Source organism: Streptomyces daqingensis (assembly GCF_014645895.1).
In the GTDB taxonomy this organism is placed as follows: domain Bacteria; phylum Actinomycetota; class Actinomycetes; order Streptomycetales; family Streptomycetaceae; genus Streptomyces; species Streptomyces daqingensis.
The window spans coordinates 21,488-46,045 of the sequence record NZ_BMMP01000021.1 but is presented as its reverse complement, the minus strand read 5'-3'; the positions used below and the strand labels follow the sequence as shown (position 1 = coordinate 46,045).

Here is a 24,558-nt window from a genome sequence, read left to right as displayed (position 1 = left end):
GTGGGGCCGTCTCTGGGCCGTCAGGGCGGGGGAGCAGGCCCACCCAGCACAGAGTCGATGGCCTTCCGGGTGCGCTCCCGGCTGCTGGGCATGAGGTGCGCGTACACCCGAAGCGTCATCGCCGGGTCGGCGTGACCCAGATACTCGCTCACGGCCCTGATGTTCTCGCCTGCCTCCAGCAGCACCGAGGCGTAGAAGTGCCTGAGCGCGTGCGTGCCGTGCTCGCGGGCCGCTTCGGGGCTCTCTCCTGGCTCTGGCTCTGGAAGGACGCCAGCGGCGACGAGAGCCGGTTTCCAGTACCGGGTATTGAAGTCCTTCCGGCGTATGACGGTTCCCCGAGTACCGGTGAAGATCAGGTTGTGCGTCACCTGGGGACCGTCCAGCCGACGCCAGGGAAGCGTCACCTTGACCGGCTCGCAGCGGCGCATGTGCGACCTGAGCGCGTCGGAGACGACAGCGGGCAGCGGGATGTCGCGCTCCTTCTCACACTTCGGCGGTGCGAATACCGCCTGGCCGCGGATCAGCTTCACCTGCCTCACCACATGCACGGTCTGAGCCTCGAAGTCGACGGCGTCCGCAGCGAGTCCGAACACCTCTCCCTGTCGCAGGCCGCAACCGCCGGCAGCGTCGACGATGGCCTGGAACCGTCCCGGAAGTGCCCCGCGAACCGCGGCGACGTGCTCCGGAAGCCACGGAGTGACGCGCTTGGTGTCCCGCGCCGGGGGCCGCACGGACCGTGCACTGCACGGGTTCCGAGCCAGGTACCCGTCATCGACTGCGGCTGAGAGGACGGCTCGCACAGTCCCGTAGATGTGCACGGCGTACGTGCCGGGAACGCCCCTGTCCTCCAGCTCCCGAAGCCACTTGCGGACGTGTTCCGGCTTGAAGGAGCCGAGCGGACGAGAACCGATGTGCGGGTACGCATGCAGCCGGAGGTACCGCTCTGCACCGTCCTGCGTCGACACGTCGGTCGTCTGTACCGCCAACCACCGTTCCGCGTACTGGCGGAAGGTCGTACGAGCCGCCTTCGGGTCGACGTAGGCGCCGCGCGTCATATCGGCCGCCGTGTTGGCGAGCCAAGCGTCTGCCTCGCGCTTCTGCCTGTCGGGGAATGAACGGCTCTTCTCCGTGCCATCCGGTGCCACGTAGCGAGCGCGGTAGCGCATGCCGGTGCCGTAGCGGTCCGTCCTGGTCTTCACGGGCTTGCCGTCGTCGCCAGTGCTGGTCTTGTACCAGCGGTCTTGGATATGTCCGGCCATCAGGCGGCCTCCTCGACCTGGGAGGCCACCCAGGTCTGAACGTCCTCGGGGTCGTAGCGCACATGTCGGCCGACGCGGAAGCCGCGGGGACCGGTGCGCTTGCGGCGCCACTGGTAGACGGTCTCGACCGGGACGCACAGCAGGTCAGCGAGGTCCAGCGGAGTGAGGTAGCGCTCGGGGAGGGTGCGCTTCATGCCGCCACCTCCAAGTCGTCCAGGTCTGCGAGCGCTTCGCGTGCGGTTTCTCGGTTGGTCTGTAGGTCGCGGTGGATGTTGGCGGCGAGCCAGGATTCGCCGGGTGTGTGTCCGTGGCCGGCGTAGGTCCAGTGGGCGAGGGTGAGCGTGGTGGCCTCGGTGTGTTCGTCGGGGTCGGGGAGGCCGCGTTCGCGGCGTTCTTGTGCGGCGCGGTAGTCGGCGCGTACCTGGCGCCGTTCGGTGAGGGTGGTGGAGTAGGCGCGGGACTTGGTCATGAAGTGGCCGCGGAAGCCGAGCATGTGCGCCCACGCCCACAGCTTCCTGTCCGGGTAAAGGTCATCCAGATCGCGGCAGGCGCGGATCAACTGCCGTGTGTGGTCGGGCAGGTCAGGATGCTTGTCCAGCTCGGACATCTCGCCGATGCGGCGGTCCAGGGTGCCGGTGGTCTCGGCTGCTTTGGTGGCGTATTTGGCCACGTAGCCAGCCACGGCCGCATCGGTGAGTTCCTGGCCCTGGTCTGTGCCGATAGCGCGGACGTCGACCTGGCTGCCCCATCGCAGCGTCCGGGCAGGCTGGTCACCGGCAGCGGGCACGGTCGTCTGGGCGCGGCGGGCGGCGGCCTGGATCGCGTCCTCGAGCAACGCGGTCGATGCCCAGGCGGGTGGGGTTGAGGTGGGGCCGTCGGGTCCGTCGATGCGGATGATGGCGTGGAAGTGGATCGCGCCGCGGCGTTGGAACTCGGCGACCTTCCCGAACGAGACGCGGGCGGTCTCTTTGAGCAGGGTCTGTGTGATGCCGGCGCGTGCGGCGACTTCGCGGCGCAGGTAGATGGTGAAGCGCTGCCACAGCACGCTGGCGTGGTTGTTCCACAGCACCGCCGCGGCGTAGTCGTAGCGCTTCGGGTCGATCGCGGTCCCGAGCACAGGGGAGTTCTCCGCATGGCGGGCACCGCAGACGCAGCGACCGGAGGTCGGCCGGTTGTGAACGGCCCCAAAGCTCGGGGCGGTGAGGGTGGCGAACACGCCGGGGTGTGCGCGGATGCGGTCGGGGATGTCCAGGCGGGGATCGCCGGTGATGCCGGCGCGGATGAGGTGGAAGACGTCTCCGGCGTAGGTCCAGGCGCAGGCGGGGCAGCGGGAGGCGCGGCGGTTGCCGCAGGCGACGCGGAGCCTGCCGCCGGGTTCGTCGGCGGTGGAGTAGGAGTAGAGGACCTCGCCGGTGTTCCGGTCGCGGGTGACGGTGGAGCCGGTCAGGTGGATGGGGTCGGAGCAGCCGCCGGTGCGGCGTACTTGTTCTTCCCAGCGGTCGAAGCCGGGGGACCCGGCCACCCTGAGAAGGTCTCCCAGGGTGATCGGGTCCAGGCCCACCGCGGTGGCGGTGTCGGTCACTTGCGTCCCCCACAGATGTTCTTGTGGGCGGTGTAGTAGGCGACCATCGAGCTGACGTTGGCGTCGCCGTTGGTGTGGCCGGACTCGCCGCAGGGGCAGTAGAAGTCGCCGGTGGCGGGGGTGTATTCGTCGTCCTTGGTGACGTGGAGCCCCGGGCGGTTCTCGCTGGTACGCAGGTCAGCCACTGTGGTCACCGCCCCACCGGAGTCGTGAGGCGAGCAGGGCGGGAGACGGTGCCGGTGCCGTCGCAGCCGGTGCAGGTGATGCGGAGCGTGGCGCGGGTGCCGTCGGCGTGGCGGGTGCCGGTGTCGATGGCGACGACGGGGAAGCCGTCGCAGTCGGGGCAGCGGCGGACGCGGGCAGGGGTGGGCTGGGTCATGATGGTGGGTGTCCTTTCGGATCTTCGGATTCGGGAGGGATGCAGGCACCCGGGGCGGCGGATACTTGGCGGTAGAGGCCGCCCCGGGGGCCCTTCAGCGGTGGTGAAGTAGCGAGCGGATGACCACGGCGCACACGGCGACCGATGCCGCGGTGATCGCGACCGCGAGGAGCATGGAGACCAGGACCGTCCCGACGATCAGGACGGCGGCGGCGCCACCGGCTACGGCGAGACCGGCACCGGCCGGGGAGATGTGCACCGAGGGCCGGGAGGCAGGCGCCGGTGTCGGCGCGGGAGCGTGAACGGCAGGCGCCTGTGCGACCGCGTACGTCGGGGTGTCGGTGGTGCCGAGGGTGGTCACGATCGGGACCGGGGCGGTGCTGGCCTGGTCGGGTGCCGGGTATTTCGGGGTGAACATGCCTGTCCTTCCTGATCAGTTGGTGGTGCAGGTGTGGGTGCGGGCGGCGAGTTCGGCCGCGGGGCGGGAGTCGTAGTCGGCGGAGAAGCCGCAGCGTGGGGCGGTGCAGGCGGCGGTGTGCTTCTGCCGGCCGCGTGCGTCCGCGCGGGTGCCGACCTGGACCGGGCCGAAGCGCTGGACGTTGGTGAAGTGGTTCGGGCGTGCCATGTGCGGTGTCCTTTCAGGCGAGTTGAGCGGCGATGGCGTCGGCCAGGTGGTCAGGGACTCCGAGGCGAGCGCGCAGAGTCGGAGTGTCGATGCGGGTTCCGGTCTGCGCGTGGTGGGCGTCGGCGACCTTCCGTGCGTGATCCACCAGCGCCGGAGGCACGATCGGAACGGCGGCCGGGACCGGCTCGGGCTCGGGCTCGGGGGCAGCGGGTGCCTCGACGGAGACCGGTGCGGGATCGGCCGGCGCCGGGGTCGGCCCTGGCAGCTCGGCAGGGGCAGGTGTCGCGGGTTGGTGGACCGCTTCGCGTTCGACTTCGGTGACCGGCGTCGGCGCGGGGACGGGGTCGGCGGCTTCATCGGTGACGAGGTTGTGGACCTGTCGCATGAGGGCGCCGAAGGCCAGCAGTGCGGCGGTCGGCGGGACCGCGGCGACGACGTGATCGAGGCTCAGGTCATCGGTGCCGACGCCGGCGACGTTGAGTGCGATGGAGCCGAGGGAGCCCGCGGCGGTGAGGGAGAAGGCCCACCAGTCCCAGCCGCCGCGAAGTGCGGCGCGGAACATGAGGACTTCACCGGCGAGGATGAACAGGTCGATGGTGCCCGGCCATGCCCAAGCACGCTCGGGGCTCTTGGCCAGGCCGTTTTCCTTGGCCACGTCGGCGAGGTGTGCGTAGGAGAGCCAGAACGCGGCCACCGTCAGGACGATGATCACGACTCCTGCGGTGAGGATCGCGGCCCGCTCTGCCTGCATCTTCGTCATTGAGGCACCTCCTTCCAGATGAGAGTCAGTTCGGTTTCAGGCATGGGTGGGGTAGGGACGTGGCGTGAGGCGGTCACGCCAACCGGTTGGGAAGTGCGGCCTATTCGGTGACGGGCCGGGGCTTGACCAGCGAGGGACGCTCAACCGGCGTCGGCTCATCGGCCGCCGGGAGGACGGGGCGGAAGGGTGTGAGTGCCGGCAGGTGCGGGGTCAGGTGCGCGAACTCGCGGCAGACCGCGACCGCTTCAGCCGGGCTGGTCTCGGGGGTGCGGATGTAGGACCAGCCGCCGGAGGAGTCACCGGCCACCGCGACACCGGGCCGGTCCGGTGCGATCGTGGTGACCGCGGCGACGGCTTCGGGTGCGATGTCGCCCAGGCCCATCTCGCCGGTCTGCTTGTCGTTCACCCGGTGGACGACGCGGCCGGTCAGCTGTGCGCGGAGCATCGTGGCGCCCTTGCCGAGTTCGGAGCTGAAGCGCTGTCCGCAGACCTCCAGGTAGATGCCCACGGCGCGGGCCATCTGCGCGAGGCGGATCATCTGCATGACCATCCGGTCCCGGCGTTCCTCGTCCTTCTTCGCCGCGGTCAGGAACAGCTCTGCGACCTCATCGACCAGCAGGACCAGCGGTATCGGCCGCAGACGCGCGGGGAGTTCCCACAGGTCCGAGGCGCCGTGCTCGGCAAGCAGGTCGAAACGCGATTCCATCTCCCCCACCAGGACATCCAGCAGACCCGAGGTCTCCTCCGGAGTCGTCGCCAGAGCCGAGAGACGAGGGGCGTAGCGGGACTGCTCGACACCGCGCTTGCAGTCCACCCCGATCAACCCGACCGGCAGTTTCGCCAGTCCGGCGATGAGGTTGCGCTGGTACATCGACTTGCCCGACTGGTTCGCACCGAGCGTGAGTGCGTGGGGGACCTTGCGGTAGTCGCGGACGAACGCCGTCCCGTCATCCCGCAAAGCCACCGGCACCACCAGCTCACCCGAGGGCGAACGGCGGGGCATGCGCACCTTCTTCAGCACGTCGTAGCCGGTCATCCGCAGCTCAACCACACCGGGCCTTGTCTCCACCACGTTCACCGCGTGGACACCCCAGGCATGACGCAGACGACCCGAGGCGGCGGCCACGTCGGCAGGTTCCAGGCCGGCAGGCAGCCGCAAACTCACCCGCAGGCCCGTCGAGGTACCGCCCACACGGCGGATCTTCGGCGGGACCGGCTGCACCTGAGCCTGCCGGGCGATGTTCCGCGCGAGGAAGGCCCGCAGCCGGGAGGGCTGCACCGTCAGCCCGCACACATCCATCGTGGAGCGGTAGGTGACGACGAACCGCCCCCAGGTCACCGGCAGCCCGACAAGCGACCAGTAGACGCGCGGGGCGCGGACCTTGGCGTAGCCGAGACCACCAGCCCCCGCGAGGGGACCAGCGATCTCCAGCACCGTAGAGAGGTCCGCCATGATCAGGCACCCGCCGTGATCGCGACCGCGCGGAAGGCGATCCCGTGACGCTTCTGCCCGTTGAACTCGTTCTCCCAGTCCCGGGCCTTGAGCCCCACCACGGAGACCGGGGTACCGGGCTGCAAGTTCTCCGGGACGCCGGTCTCGGGCACGGACACCTGGTACAGGTTGCCCTCACCCTCATCCGAGATCAGCAGGCCAACGGTCATCATCTTCGCCTGCGTCTCACGGTCGACCGCGACCTCACCGGTCTTCTTGTTCACCAGCTTCGGCGTCGGCGCAGTCGCGACGAACACCACAGCAGTCGAAGTGTCGATCTTGAAGGACGGCATATCTACTCCCAGCCTTGCTGTATTGGAGCAGCCCCAAGAAGCCCCAATTCGGCGCTGTCCTAGGACTGCGGGGTTACTGAGCAAGACAGTGCCACGCAGTCCCAGGACTGTCAACAGTCCTGGGACTATGTTTGACTGGACTGGTCGGAAGGGGTTCAGAGATGGCGCCCAAGTGGCGAGAGCTGGCTGACAAGCTGGCAGAGCAGATCAAGGGGGGCGAGTACGAGCCTGGCCAGCAGCTTCCCGAGATTCGCAAGCTGGTCAAAGCAGGTGAAGGCTCCAAGTCGACCGTGCATGCGGCCTACAAAGCCCTCGAAGCAGAGGGCCTGGTCACCTCGTCACGGGGTCATGGCACCGTCGTACGGCAGCGAGTTCCGCTAAAGCGGCTGGGCATCGCTCGATACGACAAGGCCAAGTGGCGTGATGGCGACGAGGTCGCCTTCATCGCCGACCGCGTCGCCTCCGGACGTGCCTACCGCCGCAATGAGCAGACGCAGACGATCAACCTGGTTGAGGCCCCGCCGCTGGTCGCCGCTGCCCATGGCCTGCCTGAAGGTGCGGAAGTGTATGCACGAGCACGACTCGTGAAGGAAGGCGACCAACCGACGCACTCGCTCACCAGCTACTACCGCCCCGAACACGTCGAGGGCACAAGGCTCGTCGACCCGACTCCTGGGCCAGCTGGGCGCGGTGGCGGGTTCCGCGTGCTGTACGACGCGGGGTACGAGATCGACCACATGAAGGAAGAGATCTTCGCGCGCGCTCCGACGTCGGACGAAGTGAAGCAGCTGCAATTGCCTCCGGGGGAACCAGTCGTTGAGCTGCACAGGACGACGTTCACTGCCTCTGGCACGGTGGTGGAGTTCGCGATCGGCGTGCATGCAGCATCGCGCTTCGCTTGGGAGTACGAGTTCAAGGTCCCGGACTCGGCGAAGGATCAGAAGGGCCAGCAGTGATCTCGACGCAGTCTTGGGCTGACGCGCGGCGTTTGTGGGACTACCACCAGATGGGGCACGCCATGCGCCCGTGCTCAGTCGCAGTCGGGTTGGGCAGCCACGATCTCGGCGTAGCGGATACGGCGGTGGATCTGTACAAGCGCGGCCTCGCTCCATTGCTCGTCTTCACCGGAGCCACCAGCCCCACCACTCAAGACCGCATGCCGCGCGGAGAAGCCATCCACTATCGAGAGCGGGCGCTGGAACTCGGCGTTCCCAGCTCAGCCGTGCTTGTAGAGCCCCACGCCCGGAACACTGGCGAGAACATCCGCTTCTCGAAGGAACTACTCAAAGAGGCCGGCATCCAGGTGTCGTCTGCGGTCCTAGTCAGCAAGCCGTACGAAGAGCGGCGTGCGTACGCCACGGCGCGCAAACTCTGGCCCGAAGTGGAGATCATCAGTGCGTCCACTCCGATGACTTTTGACGAGTACGTCGAGTCGATCCAGGACGTTCACTTGGTAGTCGACATGCTCGTCGGCGCGCTGCAGCGGTTGCTGATCTACCCGGAGCAGGGATTCATGATCAGGCAGCCGGTGCCGGATGACGTAGCGGAGGCTTACCGTCGACTGTGCAACGAGGGCTTCACCAGCCGACTCGTGCCTGCCAGCTAGAGAGGTTGGCAACTGTTACAAGTTTCTCTACCTCATCAAGACCCCGCCCGATGGGCGGGGAGGGGGGTCGGGGCGCTTCAGTGGGGACCGGTCGAAGAAGGGGACGGCCGGCCCCGGTCAGCCTCAACGGCAGTGAGCAGGAACACAGGGGAGCTGCCGTACGGAAGCCCTCGCACCAGGTCCGGGCCAGCCGGCAAGGCTTCGCCCCCATGGGCAGCGGGTCGGCGCCGGCACCGCGATGGCGAGGAAGCTCTTGCCCTTCGGGCATCCGGTCGCGTGGCAGATCAATCGGCTTCACAGCCGTCGCTACGGACACACCCTCCGGCCCGCACATGCGGGCCGCTCGGGGCTCGCGGCTGCGGCTCCGCTCCTGCCTTCGGCCCGCGCCGCCGCGCCGCGGCCCCGCGCCGCAAAGCGCCGCGAGATGTCCGATAGACGCTTTGATCCACCAAAGCCCGCGCCGGACTGACGAGAGCAGAAAACACCCCACCCCACGGGCAACGAGCGCCACCCATACCCCAGGGGAAGCCACCACCAGCCGGACAGGGATCGAAGCAACGAATCGACACAACCAAATCCCGCACCAGGCCCGGAGCAACCACCCACCGAACCCCAAGGCGCAGGAAGAAGAGGGGGAAGGAGGGGTGGGAGCGGGGTCGGCCGGCTTCACGGCTTTAGGCAGCCACCTTGGGATGAGCCTCGAAGATCAGGGGCTCACTTCGGGCTATTGCGGGCAGGCGAGGTGCTGCCCGAGTCGCAGCAAGCTTACGAGCCCCTGATCTCTCATCCCAAGGCAGCTCCAGCCCAAAGCCGCTCCGTCGACCTCCCGCCACTTGCAACATCAGGTTTCAAGTGATGTAACGTTGTCGGTGTCAGCTTCCACTATTATTGGTGTAGTTGACGCCTGAAATGTCGCAGGTGGGCTCCATGTAAAGGAGCCCGGGTACTGGACCTTACCCAGCACCCGGGCTCGATGTGGAGTCATCGAGTGGGCCCGGCCGAGCGCAAAGCGGTCGGGCCTGTTCTATGCCCTTCCGGCGGGTCCAACTCGATCTTTGGGGCGCTAGCGCGCCAGCTGCTCCACACAGCCTGCGATCGCCGCGACAGTCGTCAGAATCGCAATTAGAAGCTGAGCCTTGCTCGGCTCAGATCCGTCCGCGTCATCAGCTTCCCGTCTTGGCTTGCGCATCTCCATGGCAGCTCCTCATCGTGAGAGCCCCCGAAGGCTCGGGGTCACCTCGGCCTCGTTGCCGAGGCGTACTAGACCGAGAGGAACTGACGCGATCAGCATACCGGTTGACGGGGACTCAGGTGCCGGGACCGTTGTCCAGTCAGCCTCTGTGCAGTCCTCAGAGCGCTGTGGAAGTCTGTTTAGTGCGCGCCTCAGTCTTGGTGTCTAACGCCCGCTCGTGACTGTCAGTTGCCACACGTACCCTTCCGTCATGCGCAAAGGTGCGATCACACGGGATGCCGTACTCAAGGCCATCGCCGAGTACGAACAGCTAGGCCGCTCCGAGTTTCTGGCTAAGCACAACTTCTGCGAGGCCCGCTCGTATGTCCTCCTGCACGAGGGACGGGAGTACGACTCGAAAGCCATAGCCGGAGTGGCACACAAGTGGGACCACGGCCGCGCGTTGCTGCCGGAAGAGTTCAGCGGTGGGAAGGATCACGCCGCGGCCTGGCTCAAGCGAGCCGGGTTCCACGTCAAGTCCGTGAAGAACCCCGACTGGGCCCGTGATGAGATCATCCTGGCCTGCCACCTCGTGATGACCAACGGGTGGAAAGGGCTGGACGCCAACGACCCGCGCGTCATAGAGCTGTCCGGCCTCCTGCAGCTCCTGCCGATCCACGCCGAGGCCGACCGCAACGAGAAGTTCCGAAACCCCAACGGGGCGGCCCGTAAGACGTTCGACATCGCCACGCGTCACCCGGACTACCGGGGCAAGCCCACTAAAGGTGGTGCCCTTGATGTCGAGGTGCTGCACGAGTTCCTGGCCCGGCCGGCCGAGATGACCGAGGTGGCCCAGCTAATACGGCAGGGAATCACCGCGGGAGACCTCCAGGCTCTGCCGCTGGACGATGACGAGGTTCTGGACGACTACAGCGTGCCCGAAGGCCGGTTGCTGATGAGCCGACACAAGCGCCGGGAGCGGAACAAGGGCCTGCGGAAGAAGAAGATCGCCGCAGTACTCAAGAAGGGCGGAACTCTGGCCTGCGAGGCATGCGGCTTCGATTTCGAAGGGGTATACGGCGACCGCGGTAGCGGCTACATCGAATGCCACCACGTCGTACCACTGCACGAGGCCGGCGAGGGGCGGACCAAGCTCAGTGACCTCGCACTCATCTGCGCAAACTGCCACCGCATGATTCATCGCTGTGCACCCTGGCCGACCCCGAGGGAACTGCGCACTCTCATCGAGAGCCGCCGGGGCGCCGTGGCACACATCCCCGCACAGCGGAACGCAGAAGCCACCGAGCCTGCCTCCGACCAGGCATAGCCTTCCGAAGCCCTCGTCCCTGCCGGGTACATCGAGCGGGAAACCACGAGACCAACAACCCCGGTCGGAGGCCGTTCCTACTGCTCTCTGCGCGGCGGCGGTGGGAATAGCCGAGCTGCGAGCCCTGGAAGCGCATACGCAGAGAAAGCGCATCAGGGGCCGCTCACCTGGGTCGTCGTCGTTGAGCATGCCTGGCTCGGGCTTCGCGAGATTCGCCACAGGCGAGCGCGCAGTCGGGACGGCGCAGGATGCCGACGCGCCGGTCGATGGTGCGGAGGTGTGGCGCATCATCAAGAGGATATCGAACACATGTGCGCTATGGCTCACCCCCCCCCGGGTGTCCGATTAGCGCCGAGTCCAGACGATGGTGGACTGGATCCCCGGGCCGTCTCTGGGCCGTGCGACGGCGGCCAGCAACGACCAATGACGCCCATTGGTGACCGCGCCGCGACGTCGCTGTGCTGGTGATTGCCGTGTTTCCCGTTGAACCGCCATATGGCCGGTCACAGCCTGATCACGTGATGGCATCGGGACGCCCTGCGCGTCCGTCGGGGCCGTTACGACGTGCCATCATCGACCATCGTTCGGAGCCTGCAGCCGTAGTTGGGAGGGCGGGTGGCGATGGAGGCCGGCCCTCGTGACAATGAGGAGACAGCCGTCGACGAGGTGAAGCGAGTCGGGCCTGTTGGAAGCCTCGACGACATCACGAGCCTCGACGACCGGGCGGAGGATTCGTCCGGGCACGGCGGCGGTTCCGCCGTCGGCAGTGCCGCGGCGGCTCACCGCGCTGCCGGCTTCCCCGGAAACGGCACCAACGGTACGCGTGACGGCCTCCCCGATGCCGTGGACGGCGGCGAGGACGGCGTCGGCCACGACCCCGACGAGCTGCCCGCCGTCGACGAGACGGCCGTCGAACCCCAGGAACTGCGTCCGCCGCGCAAGCTGCGGCTGTGGCAGATCGCCCCGATCGTCGGCCTGAGCGCGCTCGGCTCCCTGATGTTCGCTTTCCCCCTCGCCTTCGAGCCGGGCGGCGGCACCGGAGCGGTCGTCTCCATGCTCGGGCTGCTGATCTGCGGCTGCGCCGCGGGCTGGGGCGTCATGGCGGCCCGCCGAGCGGGCCTGACCTGGCCGGGGCTGCCTGCGCGCGGCTCCGGCGACCGCCCTGACTGGCGCGTCGTGCTGCTGTACGCCGTCGTCGTGGGCACCGTCGTGGTGCTGGCCATCTGGCGCGTCGCCCGCCTCCGCTGAGCACCCCCGCCCACCAGGAGCGGCGACCGGCGCTCCCGTACGATCGGGAGCATGGTCACCCCACAGCCCGTGCAGTTCCTGAAGGGCCACGGCACCGAGAACGACTTCGTCATCCTCCCCGACCCGGACGGCACCCTCGAAGTGTCCCCGGAGACCGTCGCGCGGCTGTGCGACCGGCGGGCGGGGATCGGCGGCGACGGGCTGCTGCGGGTCGTGCGGTCGGCGGCCCACCCCGAGGCCAGGGCAATGGCGGGGGACGCCGAGTGGTTCATGGACTACCGCAACGCTGACGGCTCCGTCGCGGAGATGTGCGGCAACGGCGTACGCGTCTTCGTGCGCTACCTGGAGAGGGCGGGCCTGGCCAAGGCGGGCGAGGTCGCCGTCGCGACTCGGGCGGGAGTGCGGCACACGCACCTCGCCGAGGACGGCGGCGAGGTCACCGTCGCCATGGGGCCGGCGGCACTTCCCGGGGACGAGATCACGGTGCGCGTCGGCCAGCGCGAGTGGCCGGCCGTGCACGTCGGGATGGGCAACCCGCACGCTGTGGCTTTCGTCGCCGATCTCGGCCATGCGGGAAGGCTGCTGGACGCGCCCGAGGTGTCCCCGGCAGCTGTCTACCCGGACGGTGTGAACGTCGAGTTCGTGGTCGACCGCGGCCCCCGCCATGTCGCCCTGCGCGTCCACGAGCGGGGTTCCGGGGAGACGCGTTCCTGCGGTACCGGTGCGTGCGCCGTGATGGTGGCGGCCGCGCGGCGCGACGGTCTCGACCCGGCAGCTGACGGTACGCCGGCGACGTACACCGTGGACGTGCCCGGCGGACGGCTGGTGATCACCGAACGGACCGACGGCGAGGTCGAGATGACAGGTCCGGCCGTGATCGTCGCGGAGGGTTCCCTCGATCCGGAGTGGCTGGACGCCTGAGGCGTGGGATCCGGCGGCACGAAACAAGCGCACTGGTGAACTCCCTTGCCTTTAAACGTCCCTCGATGGGGTGATCCGTTTCACGCTGCGCGGGACCCGGTCATCCGCGTGCGCTGGGGTCGGTAGCATCACAGGCCCGGGCCTGTCCGGGGTGTTGCGTCAGCGGAGGTGCCATGAGGAGTCTGAGAAGGCTCAGTCACGCGGCCCTGCTGGGGCAGGGCCCGCGCCGTGACGGTCTGCCCGACGCCATGGAGCACGTCGCCAAAGTGCACCGTGCCCACCACCCCGACGCCGATCTCGCGGCGCTGCGCCGCGCCTACGTGCTGGCCGAGTCCTCGCACCGAGGGCAGATGCGCAAGAGCGGCGACCCCTACATCACGCATCCGCTGGCCGTGACCCTGCTCCTGGCCCAACTGGGCGCGGAGACCACGACGTTGACGGCCTCCCTGCTGCACGACACCGTCGAGGACACCGACGTGACGCTGGATCAGGTGCGCGAGGAGTTCGGCGAGGAGGTGAGCTATCTCGTCGACGGCGTCACCAAGTTGGAGAAGGTCGACTACGGGGCGGCCGCCGAGCCGGAGACGTTCCGGAAGATGCTCGTGGCAACCGGCAACGATGTCCGCGTGATGTCGATCAAGCTCGCGGACCGGCTCCACAACATGCGCACGCTGGGCGTCATGCGCCCCGAGAAGCAGGTCCGCATCGCCAAGGTGACGCGGGACGTGCTGATCCCGCTCGCCGAGCGGCTGGGCGTACAGGCACTCAAGACCGAGCTGGAAGACCTCGTCTTCGCCATCCTTCACCCCGAAGAGCACGCGCTGGCACGGGAGTTGATCGCCGAACACGCCAAGGAGCCCGATCCGCTGACGGGCATGGCCACTTCGGTGCGGCGGGTGCTGCGCGAGGCCGGCATCATCGCGCAGGTCCTCATCCGGCCCCGCCACACCGTCTCCGTGCACCGCCTCCGCCAGAAGAGAGGCGATCTCGGACCGTGCGACTTCGGACGTCTGCTGATCATGGTGGAGGAGGACGCCGACTGCTACGCCGTCCTCGGTGAAGTCCACACCTGCTTCACGCCCATCGTCGCGGAGTTCAAGGACTTCATCGCGGCGCCGAAGTTCAACCTCTACCAGTCGCTGCACACGGCGATCGCCGATGAGGAAGGCCGCGTGGCCGAAGTCCTCGTGCGCACGCGGCAGATGCACCGGGTCGCGGAGGCCGGCGTCATCGCGCTGGGCGACCCGCACGGCGTTCCCTCCGGCGGTGACGGCAGCGACACGGAGCCCGGCCCCGGCTGGCTCTCCCGGCTCCTGAAGTGGCAGAGCCACGCCACGGACACCGAGACCTTCTGGACGGAACTGCGCGACGAACTCGCGCAGGACCGCGAGATCACCGTCTACTGCGCCTCCCCGGGGGCGGCGCCCGCCCCGAGCGGTGGCGCCCTGCCGCTTCCGGCGGGGGCGACCTGTGTCGACGCCGCCTACGCCAGGTACGGGGAAGCGGCCCACCGCTGCATCGGCGCACGCGTCAACGGGCGTCTGACGGCGCTGAGTACGGTGCTGAGGGACGGCGACGCGCTGCAGCTCTTCCTCGAGCCGGCGGCTTCGGCACCGTCCGGTCCGTCGCCGGAATGGCTGGACCACGCCCGTACCCCGGCCGCGCGTATCGCGATCCGGCACTGGCTCGCCGCTCACCCCGTGGCCGCGGAGGCGGAACCCAAGCAGGAGCTGACCAGCGTGGGTGCCCCCGGCAGCGGTGGCGGCCACACCCGGCAGGCCGGAGACGGCGGCTCCCGTGCAGTCGCACCCTTCTCTACAGCGGCTCCTGCCTCTCCGCCGGACCCGGCCGACCCGGGCGGCCGGAACTCCATGGGGACAGGGGACAGCGCCGGCCCGTCCCCGGACAACGGCCGCGCGACGGAGACGGCATCGGTCGTGGCCGAGGACCCGCATGCTGTCGTGCGCCTGGCGCGATGTTGTACGCCCGTGCCGCCGGACTCCGTCACCGGTTTCGCTGTCCGGGGCGGCGCTGTGACAGTGCACCGCGAGAGCTGCCAGACAGTGACACGCATGGCGTCCACCGGCAGGCGACCGGTCCCGGTGAGCTGGCGGCAGGGGGCAGTGGGCTGCCGGGTCACCCTGCGCGCGGAAGCGCTCGGGCGGCCGCATCTGCTGGCGGACCTGACCGAGATCATCGCGGCACAGGGCGCGGCAGTCGTCGCAGCCGACGTCGAACCGCCGCGCGAACAGCGAGTCCTCCACACGTACACGCTGCAGCTGCCCGACGCGGCGGGACTGCCTGATCTGATGCGCGCGATGCGACGAGTCCCCGGCGTCTACGACGTCACCCGGGCCAGCCGGCCCCTGCCTGCCCGCTGACGTTCCACGGCGCACAGACGGGCCCTGCACCGCCGGAGAAGGCCCGCAGAAGTCGTACTCTCCTGCCGACAGAGCGCGCTGACTTCTTTCGAGTGGGGCCCCGCGAGGCAGATCTTGCGCCCTGTCCGCCACGGATAGCAGTACCTGCATGGACTTCCCGCTCTTTCGGTCGCCGGCGCACAGTGCGCCGGCGACTCCGGCCCTCGTTTCCCCTCCCACGTCCGACGGCTCGGACCGATCAGCTTCCGGGGGGTGCGCCGGGGCACCGGCCGGGCCGTTCCGCGCCCGTCCCGCCTATCGCCGCGCCTGCACCTGCGCCGCCGTCGCCACCGCCGTCCTCACACTTGTCGGTGCCGCTCTGCCCCCGCCGGAACCGCAGGGAGTGGGCGACCGGCTCTTCCCGGAACTCGGCAACCCGGGGTACGACGTGCGCGCATACGACATCGCCTTTGACTACTCGGGCGACAACACCAAACCGCTCGACGCGCGCACAGTCATCGATGCCGATGTCACCGCAGAGGACGGCTTGTCCCGCTTCAACCTCGACTTCACGGCAGGGAAGGTGCGCTCTGTCCGCGTCAACGGCCGTCCGGCGAAGCGTCAGAGCGTGAAGGAGGATCTGGTGGTGACGCCCGCCGCTGCGCTGCGGAAAGGGCAGCGGATGCGCGTGGAGATCCGGCACACCAGTCCGACGGACAAGGCGGCCACGAGCGGCTGGGTCCGTACCGAGGACGGCCTCGCCATGGCGAACCAGGCGGACGCCGCCCATCGCGTCTTCCCGTCCAACGACCACCCTTCCGACAAGGCCGCATTCACGTTCCGTGTCACGGCTCCGAAGGCTCTGACCGTCGTCGGAGGCGGACAGTTGAAGAGGAAGGCGCACAGGAGCGGCGGCCGCACCGAGTGGACGTACCGCCTCGCTCACCCCATGGCCACGGAACTCGCGCAGGTGTCGATCGGCCGTTCCTCGGTGCGGCGGTCCGAGGGCCCGCACGGTCTGCCGCTGCGTGACGTGGTGCCCCGCAAGGACCGGAAGGCACTGGAACCGTGGCTGGAGAAGACGCCCGGGCAGCTGGCGTGGCTGGAGAATCGGCTGGGGCGCTACCCCTTCGAGACGTACGGACTGTTGATGGCCGACGCCAGCACCGGCTTCGAACTGGAGACGCAGACGCTCTCCCTGTTCGAGAAGGAGCTCTTCACCTCCGGCGCCGTTCCCGACTGGTACCCGGAATCGATCATGGTGCATGAGGCGGCGCACCAGTGGTTCGGTGACAGCGTCACGCCCGTCACCTGGGACGATCTCTGGCTGAACGAGGGCCATGCCACCTGGTACGAGTGGCTCTACGCAGCCGAACGCGGCGGTCCGTCGCTGGCATCGAGGGTCAGGAAGGCGTACATGGAGTCCGACACGTGGCGCCGCAAGTTCGGCCCGCCCGGCCGTCTGCACGCCGCCGAACCCGGCAACAAGATCAACATCTTCCGGAAGAGCGTCTACGACGGTTCCGCGATCCTGCTCTTCGCCCTCCGGGAGAAGATCGGGGCACAGGCGTTCGACCGGCTGCAGCGGGAGTGGGTCACCCGGCACCGGGACGCCAACGCCTCCTCGGACGACTTCGTCTCCCTGGTGAACGAGGTCTCCGGGGAGGATCTGAGTGCGTTCCTCGACGACTGGCTTTACGCGGAGAAGACGCCGTCGATGCCCGGTCATCCGCGCTGGCGGTCGGGCGGCCGGTAAACGGGATGACGGCGCGCAGGGGCCGTGTCACCATTTCAGGCGGCGCACGGAGCGTCACCGGACGCTCCGGCGTCTGGGAATCAATGGCGCGGGGCAAGCGTTCCCCTGATGGGACTCCGCGGGTCCGTGTGGCTGTGCGCGCACCATCCCCGCATCCGCCTTCGACGTAAGGATCAAATGACCTTCTCTTCTCCCTCTTCTTCCCTTCCCACCACTGGCCTGCGTGTCGCCGAATCCGACCGTCGAGCTGACGCCCTGATGGAAGAGGACGTTGCTTGGAGTGACGAGGTCGACGGAGAGCGTGACGGCGAGCAGCACGACCGCAGCGACCGGGCCGCTCTGCGCCGCGTCGCCGGTCTCTCCACCGAGCTGGAGGACGTCACCGAGGTCGAGTACCGGCAGCTCCGCCTGGAGCGCGTCGTGCTCGTCGGTGTGTGGACCTCCGGCACGGCCCGGGACGCGGAGAACTCCCTCGCGGAGCTCGCCGCCCTGGCCGAGACGGCGGGGGCGCTGGTCCTCGACGGCGTGATCCAGCGCCGCGACAAGCCTGACGCCGCGACGTACATCGGCTCCGGCAAGGCCCAGGAACTGCGCGACATCGTCATCGACAGCGGTGCGGACACCGTGGTCTGCGACGGTGAACTCAGCTCCGGTCAGCTGATCCACCTCGAGGACGTCGTCAAGGTGAAGGTCGTCGACCGTACGGCCCTCATCCTCGACATCTTCGCCCAGCACGCCAAGTCGCGTGAGGGCAAAGCACAGGTCGCGCTGGCTCAGATGCAGTACATGCTGCCGAGGCTGCGCGGCTGGGGCCAGTCGCTGTCGCGGCAGATGGGCGGCGGTGGCTCCGGTTCCTCGGGCGGCGGCATGGCGACGCGTGGTCCCGGTGAGACCAAGATCGAGACCGACCGGCGGCGCATCCGCGAGCGGATGGCGAAGATGCGGCGCGAGATCGCGGAGATGAAGACCGGCCGCGAGATCAAACGGCAGGAGCGGCGCCGCAACAAGGTGCCCTCGGTCGCCATCGCCGGATACACCAACGCGGGCAAGTCCTCCCTGCTCAACCGCCTGACGGGCGCCGGAGTCCTCGTCGAGAACGCCCTGTTCGCGACTCTGGACCCGACCGTGCGGAAGGCGGAGACGCCGAGCGGGCGGCTGCACACCCTGACGGACACGGTCGGTTTCGTGCGGCACCTCCCGCACCACCTCGTGGACGCGTTCCGTTCCACGATGGAGGAGGTCGCCGACGCGGATCTCATCGTGCACGTCGTGGACGGCTCGCATCCCGCTCCGGAGGAGCAACTGGCCGCTGTGCGCACGGTGATCCGTGATGTCGGGGCTTCGCACGTGCCGGAGATCGTCGTCGTCAACAAGGCCGACGCCGCCGAACCGCTCGTGCTGGAACGGCTGCTGCGTGCCGAGCGCTGCGCGCTCGCGGTCTCCGCCCGTACAGGGCAGGGGATCGACGAGCTCCGTGCGCTCATCGACGAGGAACTGCCGCGTCCGTCCGTGGAGCTGGAGGTGCTCGTGCCCTACACGGCGGGCAACCTCGTCTCCCGCGTACACGGCGAGGGCGAAGTGCTCTCCGAGGAGCACACGGGCGAGGGCACGCTGCTCAAGGTGCGTGTCCACCCGGAACTGGCGTCCGAGCTGCGCCAGTACGAGCCCGCTGCCGCTGCCCAGCGCACGTAACACACGGCCCTGTGACGGCCGAACAGTGCGACGGCCCGCTCTTCGACGTGAAGAGCGGGCCGTCGCGTGTGTGTCTGCCGACGTGATGCGTGTGCCGGTCAGTTCTACTTCGCGAACTTCTTGCTGATGCTGTCGAAGACCGCTTTCGCTGTCGGGCCCAGGCGCGGTCCCGCCAGCCACGTGGCCGGCTGCGGGCCGATCGAGTTGACGGAGACCAGCTCGGCCTTGCCGTTCTCGCCCTTCATGAACCAGCCGCCGCCCGAGGAACCGCCCGTCATGGTGCAGCCGATGCGGTACAGAGCGGGCTGCGCGGGGTCGATGGTGAGGCTGCCCGGCTTGTCCGTGCAGCTGTACATCTTCGCCCCGTCGTACGGCGGCGCCGCGGGGTAGCCGTAGGAGCTGAGGCCCGAGAAGCGCTCAGTGGCCGGAGCGTTGAAGTTGATCTTCACCGCCGCGCCCACGGTCTCCTCCAGGGACTTGCCCGTGCGCTGCTGCGGACGGACCTGAAGCACCGCGAAGTCCTGCTGGGCCCCGCCGCCGCCGGACTGAGCGCCCTCCTTGATCCAGTAGTCGCTCGTCTGCGCCCACTCCGTCCACCACTGACCGTACGGAGCGACGTCCTGCGGCTGCGCGTTCCGGATCTGCGACGGCGGCAGCCCGCGGTTGTTGTAGGCCGGTACGAACATGATGTTGCGCAGCCAGCCGCCGGCCTTGCCGGAATGTACGCAGTGACCCGCTGTGGCGACCAGGTTCGACCGTCCGGGACTGCGCGGGTCCTTCACGACGGTGCCCGAGCAGACCTTGGGGCCCTGCGGCGTCTCCATGAAGACCTTGCCCGCGGGTGCGGCGTTGCTCGTGTACGGCGTCTTGACGCCGCGCGCCTCGACCGGCCGGGGCTCGGGGCCGGTCGCGCTGGCGCCGGAGGCCGACTCGACGTTCTCGGGGACGCGCTTGCCGTTGTCCTCGGCGTCCTCCATGCGGCCCGGCTTCCAGTGGTCCTTGATGTAGGGGTTCACGAAGTCGGAGCCCTCACGGATCCACTGGTCGCGGTCCCAGTTCTTCCACTCGCCGTTGCGCCACTTCTCCAGGTCCTTCAGCGAAGTGGGCAGGTCCTCGGGCAGCTTGTCGGGGATGCCCAGGTCCTCCGCGGAGGAAGGCCGCCCGGACGGCCTGGCCTGCGCGTTGCTGTCGCTGTCGCCGCCCTGCGAACAGGCCGTGGCGGTCAGTACGAGAACCCCGGCGACCGCCGCGGCGGCCACGGCAGGACGGCGTCCCGGCCTGCGTATCGATGACATGGAACAGATCCCCCTGATCGGGCGTGAGTTGATGGCTGTGCGTGCCGTGGGGCGTGACCGCCCCGCGGTGGGTGCGATGCGTCGCTGCGGAACGCCGACCGCCGGGGCGGCGAACCTGATGCGGCACCGGGGACGTAGCGGTCCGGGTGGTTTCCGGGCAAGTACCGGGCGGACGCCGGCCGGCGCGCCTCGGACGCGCCGGCCGTACCGCAACGGGCACCGGTGGTGCTGTGCCGGCTACTTCTTCGCGATCCTGTCGAAGACGCCCTTGGCCTCCTTGCCGATGCGGGGGCCGGCCAGCCAGCCGCCCTGCACGGGGCCGATCGAGGTCACGGACAGCAGCTGCCTGCCGCTCGCCGTGAGCCAGCCGCCGCCGGAGGAGCCGCCGGTCATGGTGCAGCCGACGCGGTACATCGTGGGCTGCGCGGGGTCGATGGTGAGGCGGCCGGGCTTGCCGGTGCAGGTGAGCATCTTCGCCCCGTCGAACGGCGGCGCCGCCGGGTAGCCGTGCGGTGTGAGGCTCGGGATGGACTTCACACGCGGAGTGCTGAAGTTGATCTTCGCCGCCTTGCCGACGACTTCCTGCAGCGACGGGCCGGACTTCTTGTCCTCCGGCCTGACCTTCAGCACGGCGAAGTCCTGCGACGCGCCGCCGCCTCCGGCCTTCGCGCCCTCGTCGATCCAGTGGTCCGTGGTGCCCGCGTACTTCGCCCACCAGACGCCGTCGGGGGCCACGTCCTTGCTCTTGGCGTTCTCCAGCTGCGCGTTGGAGAGGCCCTTCGGGTTGTAGCGCGGTACGAAGACCACGTTGCGGAACCAGCCGCCGCTCTTGCCGGCGTGCACGCAGTGCCCCGCCGTCGCCACGAGGTTGGACTTGCCGGGGTGCGCCGGGTCCTCGACGACGGTGCCGGAGCAGACCAGCGGCCCCTTCGGGGTGTCCATGAACACCTTGCCCACCGGGGCGGTGTCCTTGGTGTAGGGGAGCTTGACCGGCTTGGCCGTCACGCGCGCAGGCGTGGGGTCGGTGACGCCCTCGTCCTCACCGGTGCCGTTGTCGCCGCCGCTCTCGCCGTTGTCGATCTCGTCGTCATCGACCTTGCGGTCGTTCCCGTCGGCGTCCTTCATCCGGTCCGGGTCCCAGAGGTCGTCGATGATCGGGTTGATGAACTCCTTGGCCTGGCGCAGCCATTCGTCGCGGTCCCAGTTCTTCCACTCGCCGTTGCGCCACTTCTCCAGGTCCTTGAGGGAACTCGGGAGGTCCTTGGGGAGCTCGTCCGGCAGGTTCAGATCGTGTTTGGCGTCCGGCTCGGCCGCCGAGGCCGAAGCGCTGGGCGCGCTCCCCCCGTTGTCCTCTTCCGGTCCGCAAGCCGTGGCCGTCAGTGCCAGAGCCGCGACTGCGGCGACTGTGGCCACAGCCGGCGCTGAACGCCGTCGCGAGCGCCGGAGGTTGGCTGACATGAATGAACTCCCCCTGGATGTCGTTCTGCCTCTTGAGTTGTGAGGGCCCCGCCGAGCGGAGCGGCAACCACTATGCCCGGTGAGAAGGGGGACGGGCCCGGCAGGGTCCACGGTTCCGACCGGTTCACATGACAGATCTTCACTTCGCCCGTGATCCCCGGGCATCGGCTTCGTTGGTACGGACGGGGGAGTCCGGCCCGCTCTTGAGCGCGCCAAGTCGACACCGGAGGAGATCTCTGTGAACGCGCGTACCGGAGCCGAAGGCCCGCCGAGCGGAACGGCGCCCGCACCCGCCCCCGCTACGGGCCGGCACCGCGCCGTCGTGCCCGGCCAGGTTCTGGCAAGCCGCCGGATCGAGCTGCAGGAGAGCGCCGTCGCAGCGGCTCCCGCGGAAGCCGCTGACGGGACGTTGGAACCACCGCGTCCACGGGCGGCCGCACTGCCGGCCGCGACCGCGCTGCTTGACGCGACGGCAGACGGCGCCGGTCATACCGGACTGCCGCGGCAGGCAACCGGTGCTCCGGACGGGCGTCCGTCCGCCGGGAGCTCCACCGACCCCGAGCAGGCGGCGGACGCCGCCGCGACGGAGAACCTGCTGCGGTGCTGGGTACGGGAGAACGACATCCCGCGACCCGCCCAGGACACGCTGCGCGTCGCACTGCACGCGTCCGGCCTCGTACTGCGCGTCCCGGTCCGCTACTGGTCCGACACCGGCCGCCACCGCTTCGGACCGCCCGTACCGGAGAAGGCCCCGCCGGACTGCGCGCCCATGGACGCCGTCACTCTGGCCGCACTCCTCAGCCGCGAGGCGTCCCACTCCGCCCGGACGGCTGCGGCGGCACAGGCACCGAGCGCGAACGGCGCGAGTACCGCCTCACCGCACGGCGTGGCTGGTTCCGCCGAGTCCGCGGGCCTCGTGGGCCGGGTCGCGGACTCCGTCGAGCGCACGGCCAGCTTCCTCGCCGCACGGACAGCCGCCCCCGAACCGCCGTCGCCAGTGGGACCGTTCCTGGACGCCGAGCAGTCGCTCGTCCTCGGGCATCCCCTGCATCCGTCGCCGAAGGCACGCCAAGGGCTCTCCGACGCGGAGTGCCGCGCGTACTCGCCCGAGCTGCGGGGCTCCTTCCGGTTGCACTGGATGGCAGTCGACCAGTCAGTACTCGCCCGGGACTCCGCGTGGACGGAGCGTGGCCGGACAGTCACCGGCGACCAGCTCGCGATGCGCCTCGTCGGCGATGCCGCTGTGCGGTTGCCCGCCGGAACCGTGCCGTTGCCCCTGCACCCGTGGCAGGCCCGCCAGCTCCAGCACAGGCCGGCTGTAGCCAGGCTCCTCTCGGACGGGCTGCTGCACGACATCGGCACGACGGGCGACCTGTGGCACCCCACCTCGTCCGTCCGCACCGTCGCGCAGCCCGGCGGACCGGCGATGCTGAAGCTCTCACTGGACCTTCCCATCACCAACTCCCGCCGGGAGAACCTCCGTAAGGAGCTGCTGCGCGGCCTGGAGGTGCACCGTCTGCTGCGCGCGGGGCTCAGCGCACAGTGGCGCGCGGCGCATCCGGGCTTCGACATCGTCCGCGATCCCGCGTGGCTCGGCGTCGACGGACCCGACGGGCTGCCGGTCCCGGGAATGGACACGGTGATCCGGCACAACCCCTTCGGCGCCTCGGACGACGCCGTCTGCCTGGCCGGACTGACCTCACCGCGCCCTGTGGCGGAGGCCGGCGGCACGGTCATGCGTTCACGTCTGACCGGCATCGTGCAGCGGCTGTCCGCGAGGACGGGACGGCCGGTCGCCGCTGTCGCCACCGAGTGGTTCCTGCGCTACCTCGACGCCGTCGTACGGCCCGTGCTGTGGCTCGACGCCAACGCCGGCATCGCGCTGGAAGCGCATCAGCAGAACACGCTCGTCCTGCTCGACGGCGACGGCTGGCCGAGCGGCGGACGCTACCGCGACAACCAGGGCTACTACTTCCGCGCGTCCCACCGTGAGGAGCTGCAGCAGCGGCTTCCCGGAGCGGCGCTCGGCGTCGCCAGCGACTCCTTCGTCGCGGACGCGGTGGTCGACGAGCGGTTCGCGTACTACCTGGGCGTCAACAACGTGCTCGGCCTCATCGGCTCGCTGGGGGAGCAACGGCTCGCGACCGAACAGGTGCTGCTCGCCGCGTTCCGCCGCTTCCTGCGCACCGAGGCGGCGGGGGAGGAGGGCGCACCCGCGTCGCCGCTCCCCGCCATGCTCCTCGACGCGCCGACGCTGCGGTGCAAGGCCAACCTGCTCACCAGGCTGCACGGCATGGACGAGCTGGTCGGGCCCGTCGACACCCAGTCCGTCTACGTCACCGTCACCAACCCCGTGGCCGGCTGAAACGCCGGGCTCCCGCCGGACGTCGCACCGCGCACGCACGCGGGCGACGCGAACGGCCTGCGCGGACCGTCACCACGGCACCCGCCAGGCCCTGACAAGCGAGAGGAGGCGCCGTCCGTGCAACAGCCGAACCGGCCCCCTTCCGGATCCAGCAACGACGACACCCTCGATCTTCAGCTGGCCGGGGAACTGGCCGCCCTGCTGGCCGAACACGACAAGGCGGACGAGATCGGCCGGCTCGCCGTGCACGGGGCGTCCGGCACGCCGGCCGGCCAGGCCGCAACTCCCGGCCGTTCCACGGCTCTCCCGTACGGTCACGACCGGCAGGTCACCGGCCCGTGCGTCCGCGGCCCCGTCCCGGGCAGGGCGAAGGATCCCGGACTCCTCGACTCCGTCCACACCTGGCCGCCCGTCGGCACAGAGGTCGGGACGGTTCGGCTGGTGCCGGTGCGGTTGGAACGCGATCTCCGGCTGATCACTGCATGGATGAACGACCCGGCAGTGGCCGCATTCTGGGAGCTCGCCGGTCCGGAGGACGTCACAGCAGAGCACCTGCGGAAACAACTGGACGGCGACGGACGCAGCGTCCCCTGTCTGGGCGTCCTCGACGGTGTCCCCATGAGCTACTGGGAGGTCTACCGCGCAGACCTCGACCCCATCGCCCGCTACTGCCAGGCGCGCCCGCACGACACCGGGCTGCACCTGCTGATCGGCGGGGTCCCGGACCGCGGCCGCGGCATCGGAACGGCTCTGCTGCGCGCCGTCGCCGATCTCGTCCTCGACCAGCGGCCCCGCTGCGGCCGGGTCCTGGCCGAGCCGGACGTACGCAACGTCGCCTCCGTCGCGGCGTTCCTCAGCGCCGGGTTCCGGCTGTCCGCCGAGGTGGATCTGCCGGACAAGCGCGCGGCGCTGATGGTCCGCGACCGCGAACTGCGCGAGGTGCTCTGAGGCGCACACGACCGCCCGTCC

The 24,558-nt window shown here is 69.4% G+C and carries 22 protein-coding genes; 10 read left to right on the top strand and 12 right to left on the bottom strand.

Annotated features, from left to right (window positions below; genetic code table 11):
• Window positions 1–20: 20 nt before the first annotated feature.
• From IEY56_RS25015 to IEY56_RS24970, 10 genes are all read right to left on the bottom strand, one after another.
• A complete protein-coding gene (locus tag IEY56_RS25015; protein WP_189039539.1) occupies window positions 21–1,259 on the bottom strand; it encodes a site-specific integrase in 1,239 nt (412 codons plus the stop codon).
• A complete protein-coding gene (locus IEY56_RS25010) occupies window positions 1,259–1,453 on the bottom strand; it encodes a helix-turn-helix transcriptional regulator (RefSeq protein WP_189039538.1) in 195 nt (64 codons plus the stop codon). Before IEY56_RS25010 ends, IEY56_RS25015 begins: the two co-directional genes overlap by 1 nt.
• Window positions 1,450–2,841, bottom strand: coding sequence for a replication initiator protein RepSA (gene repSA / locus IEY56_RS25005; RefSeq protein WP_189039537.1), 1,392 nt, complete (start codon window positions 2,839–2,841; stop codon window positions 1,450–1,452). Before repSA ends, IEY56_RS25010 begins: the two co-directional genes overlap by 4 nt.
• Complete coding sequence (locus IEY56_RS25000) at window positions 2,838–3,035, bottom strand: hypothetical protein (RefSeq protein WP_189039536.1); 198 nt, start codon at window positions 3,033–3,035, stop codon at window positions 2,838–2,840. Before IEY56_RS25000 ends, repSA begins: the two co-directional genes overlap by 4 nt.
• On the bottom strand, window positions 3,032–3,220 hold the full coding sequence (locus IEY56_RS24995; protein ID WP_189039535.1) for a hypothetical protein: 189 nt from the start codon (window positions 3,218–3,220) through the stop codon (window positions 3,032–3,034). The genes IEY56_RS25000 and IEY56_RS24995 overlap by 4 nt, the downstream gene beginning before the upstream one ends.
• Window positions 3,221–3,314: 94 nt before the next feature.
• Window positions 3,315–3,638 carry a SpdD protein gene (locus IEY56_RS24990; RefSeq protein WP_189039534.1) on the bottom strand — a complete coding sequence of 108 codons (324 nt, stop codon included), beginning with the start codon at window positions 3,636–3,638 and terminating at the stop codon, window positions 3,315–3,317.
• A 15-nt stretch (window positions 3,639–3,653) separates the two neighbouring features.
• Entirely contained in the window at window positions 3,654–3,845 is a 192-nt protein-coding gene (locus IEY56_RS24985; RefSeq protein ID WP_189039533.1) for a mobile element transfer protein, read from the bottom strand.
• 13 nt (window positions 3,846–3,858) lie between these two features.
• Window positions 3,859–4,605: a DUF2637 domain-containing protein gene (locus IEY56_RS24980; protein ID WP_229712180.1), complete on the bottom strand. Its 747-nt coding sequence runs from the start codon at window positions 4,603–4,605 to the stop codon at window positions 3,859–3,861.
• A 100-nt stretch (window positions 4,606–4,705) separates the two neighbouring features.
• Entirely contained in the window at window positions 4,706–6,058 is a 1,353-nt protein-coding gene (locus IEY56_RS24975) for an FtsK/SpoIIIE domain-containing protein (RefSeq protein WP_189039532.1), read from the bottom strand.
• A gap of 2 nt (window positions 6,059–6,060) precedes the next feature.
• Complete coding sequence (locus IEY56_RS24970; protein ID WP_189039531.1) at window positions 6,061–6,390, bottom strand: SCO3933 family regulatory protein; 330 nt, start codon at window positions 6,388–6,390, stop codon at window positions 6,061–6,063.
• A 161-nt stretch (window positions 6,391–6,551) separates the two neighbouring features.
• On the opposite strand from IEY56_RS24970, the gene IEY56_RS24965 reads away from it, so the two are divergent.
• The 8 genes from IEY56_RS24965 (at window position 6,552) to hflX (ending at window position 18,471) form a co-directional block, all read left to right on the top strand.
• On the top strand, window positions 6,552–7,346 hold the full coding sequence (locus IEY56_RS24965; protein ID WP_189039530.1) for a GntR family transcriptional regulator: 795 nt from the start codon (window positions 6,552–6,554) through the stop codon (window positions 7,344–7,346).
• A complete protein-coding gene (locus IEY56_RS24960) occupies window positions 7,343–7,996 on the top strand; it encodes a YdcF family protein (RefSeq protein ID WP_189039529.1) in 654 nt (217 codons plus the stop codon). The genes IEY56_RS24965 and IEY56_RS24960 overlap by 4 nt, the downstream gene beginning before the upstream one ends.
• A gap of 1,442 nt (window positions 7,997–9,438) precedes the next feature.
• Entirely contained in the window at window positions 9,439–10,494 is a 1,056-nt protein-coding gene (locus tag IEY56_RS24955) for an HNH endonuclease (RefSeq protein ID WP_189039528.1), read from the top strand.
• 621 nt (window positions 10,495–11,115) lie between these two features.
• The gene (locus tag IEY56_RS28690) at window positions 11,116–11,742 is read left to right on the top strand and encodes a hypothetical protein (protein WP_229712179.1); all 627 of its coding nucleotides are present in this window, start codon (window positions 11,116–11,118) and stop codon (window positions 11,740–11,742) included.
• 51 nt (window positions 11,743–11,793) lie between these two features.
• Window positions 11,794–12,663 carry a diaminopimelate epimerase gene (gene dapF, locus IEY56_RS24945; RefSeq protein WP_189039527.1) on the top strand — a complete coding sequence of 290 codons (870 nt, stop codon included), beginning with the start codon at window positions 11,794–11,796 and terminating at the stop codon, window positions 12,661–12,663.
• A 173-nt stretch (window positions 12,664–12,836) separates the two neighbouring features.
• Window positions 12,837–15,044 carry a RelA/SpoT family protein gene (locus IEY56_RS24940; RefSeq protein WP_189039526.1) on the top strand — a complete coding sequence of 736 codons (2,208 nt, stop codon included), beginning with the start codon at window positions 12,837–12,839 and terminating at the stop codon, window positions 15,042–15,044.
• Window positions 15,045–15,402: 358 nt separating this feature from the next.
• Complete coding sequence (locus tag IEY56_RS24935; RefSeq protein WP_229712185.1) at window positions 15,403–16,779, top strand: M1 family metallopeptidase; 1,377 nt, start codon at window positions 15,403–15,405, stop codon at window positions 16,777–16,779.
• A gap of 177 nt (window positions 16,780–16,956) precedes the next feature.
• Window positions 16,957–18,471: a GTPase HflX gene (gene hflX, locus IEY56_RS24930; RefSeq protein WP_189039524.1), complete on the top strand. Its 1,515-nt coding sequence runs from the start codon at window positions 16,957–16,959 to the stop codon at window positions 18,469–18,471.
• Between the two features lie 104 nt (window positions 18,472–18,575).
• Here the strand turns inward: hflX and IEY56_RS24925 are convergent, their stop codons facing one another.
• Entirely contained in the window at window positions 18,576–19,766 is a 1,191-nt protein-coding gene (locus IEY56_RS24925) for a trypsin-like serine peptidase (protein WP_189039523.1), read from the bottom strand.
• 237 nt (window positions 19,767–20,003) lie between these two features.
• A complete protein-coding gene (locus tag IEY56_RS24920) occupies window positions 20,004–21,224 on the bottom strand; it encodes a trypsin-like serine peptidase (protein ID WP_189039522.1) in 1,221 nt (406 codons plus the stop codon).
• A 238-nt stretch (window positions 21,225–21,462) separates the two neighbouring features.
• Between IEY56_RS24920 and IEY56_RS24915 the strand changes: the two genes are divergently transcribed.
• Window positions 21,463–23,589, top strand: a complete 2,127-nt coding sequence (locus tag IEY56_RS24915) for an IucA/IucC family protein (RefSeq protein WP_229712178.1) — start codon at window positions 21,463–21,465, stop codon at window positions 23,587–23,589.
• 117 nt (window positions 23,590–23,706) lie between these two features.
• The gene (locus IEY56_RS24910; RefSeq protein ID WP_189039521.1) at window positions 23,707–24,537 is read left to right on the top strand and encodes a GNAT family N-acetyltransferase; all 831 of its coding nucleotides are present in this window, start codon (window positions 23,707–23,709) and stop codon (window positions 24,535–24,537) included.
• Window positions 24,538–24,558: the final 21 nt, after the last annotated feature.

Excerpts from the sequence above, each read along its gene's own strand:
- hflX (WP_189039524.1), top strand. The coding sequence starts at position 16,957 with ATGACCTTCTCTTCTCCCTCTTCTTCCCTTCCCACCACTGGCCTGCGT.
- IEY56_RS25015 (WP_189039539.1), bottom strand. The coding sequence starts at position 1,259 with ATGGCCGGACATATCCAAGACCGCTGGTACAAGACCAGCACTGGCGAC.
- IEY56_RS25010 (WP_189039538.1), bottom strand. The coding sequence starts at position 1,453 with ATGAAGCGCACCCTCCCCGAGCGCTACCTCACTCCGCTGGACCTCGCT.
- IEY56_RS24970 (WP_189039531.1), bottom strand. The coding sequence starts at position 6,390 with ATGCCGTCCTTCAAGATCGACACTTCGACTGCTGTGGTGTTCGTCGCG.
- dapF (WP_189039527.1), top strand. The coding sequence starts at position 11,794 with ATGGTCACCCCACAGCCCGTGCAGTTCCTGAAGGGCCACGGCACCGAG.
- IEY56_RS24925 (WP_189039523.1), bottom strand. The coding sequence starts at position 19,766 with ATGTCATCGATACGCAGGCCGGGACGCCGTCCTGCCGTGGCCGCCGCG.
- IEY56_RS24955 (WP_189039528.1), top strand. The coding sequence starts at position 9,439 with ATGCGCAAAGGTGCGATCACACGGGATGCCGTACTCAAGGCCATCGCC.
- IEY56_RS28690 (WP_229712179.1), top strand. The coding sequence starts at position 11,116 with ATGGAGGCCGGCCCTCGTGACAATGAGGAGACAGCCGTCGACGAGGTG.
- IEY56_RS24965 (WP_189039530.1), top strand. The coding sequence starts at position 6,552 with ATGGCGCCCAAGTGGCGAGAGCTGGCTGACAAGCTGGCAGAGCAGATC.
- IEY56_RS24990 (WP_189039534.1), bottom strand. The coding sequence starts at position 3,638 with ATGTTCACCCCGAAATACCCGGCACCCGACCAGGCCAGCACCGCCCCG.
- IEY56_RS24980 (WP_229712180.1), bottom strand. The coding sequence starts at position 4,605 with ATGACGAAGATGCAGGCAGAGCGGGCCGCGATCCTCACCGCAGGAGTC.
- IEY56_RS24920 (WP_189039522.1), bottom strand. The coding sequence starts at position 21,224 with ATGTCAGCCAACCTCCGGCGCTCGCGACGGCGTTCAGCGCCGGCTGTG.
- IEY56_RS24975 (WP_189039532.1), bottom strand. The coding sequence starts at position 6,058 with ATGGCGGACCTCTCTACGGTGCTGGAGATCGCTGGTCCCCTCGCGGGG.
- IEY56_RS24985 (WP_189039533.1), bottom strand. The coding sequence starts at position 3,845 with ATGGCACGCCCGAACCACTTCACCAACGTCCAGCGCTTCGGCCCGGTC.
- IEY56_RS24995 (WP_189039535.1), bottom strand. The coding sequence starts at position 3,220 with ATGACCCAGCCCACCCCTGCCCGCGTCCGCCGCTGCCCCGACTGCGAC.
- IEY56_RS24940 (WP_189039526.1), top strand. The coding sequence starts at position 12,837 with ATGAGGAGTCTGAGAAGGCTCAGTCACGCGGCCCTGCTGGGGCAGGGC.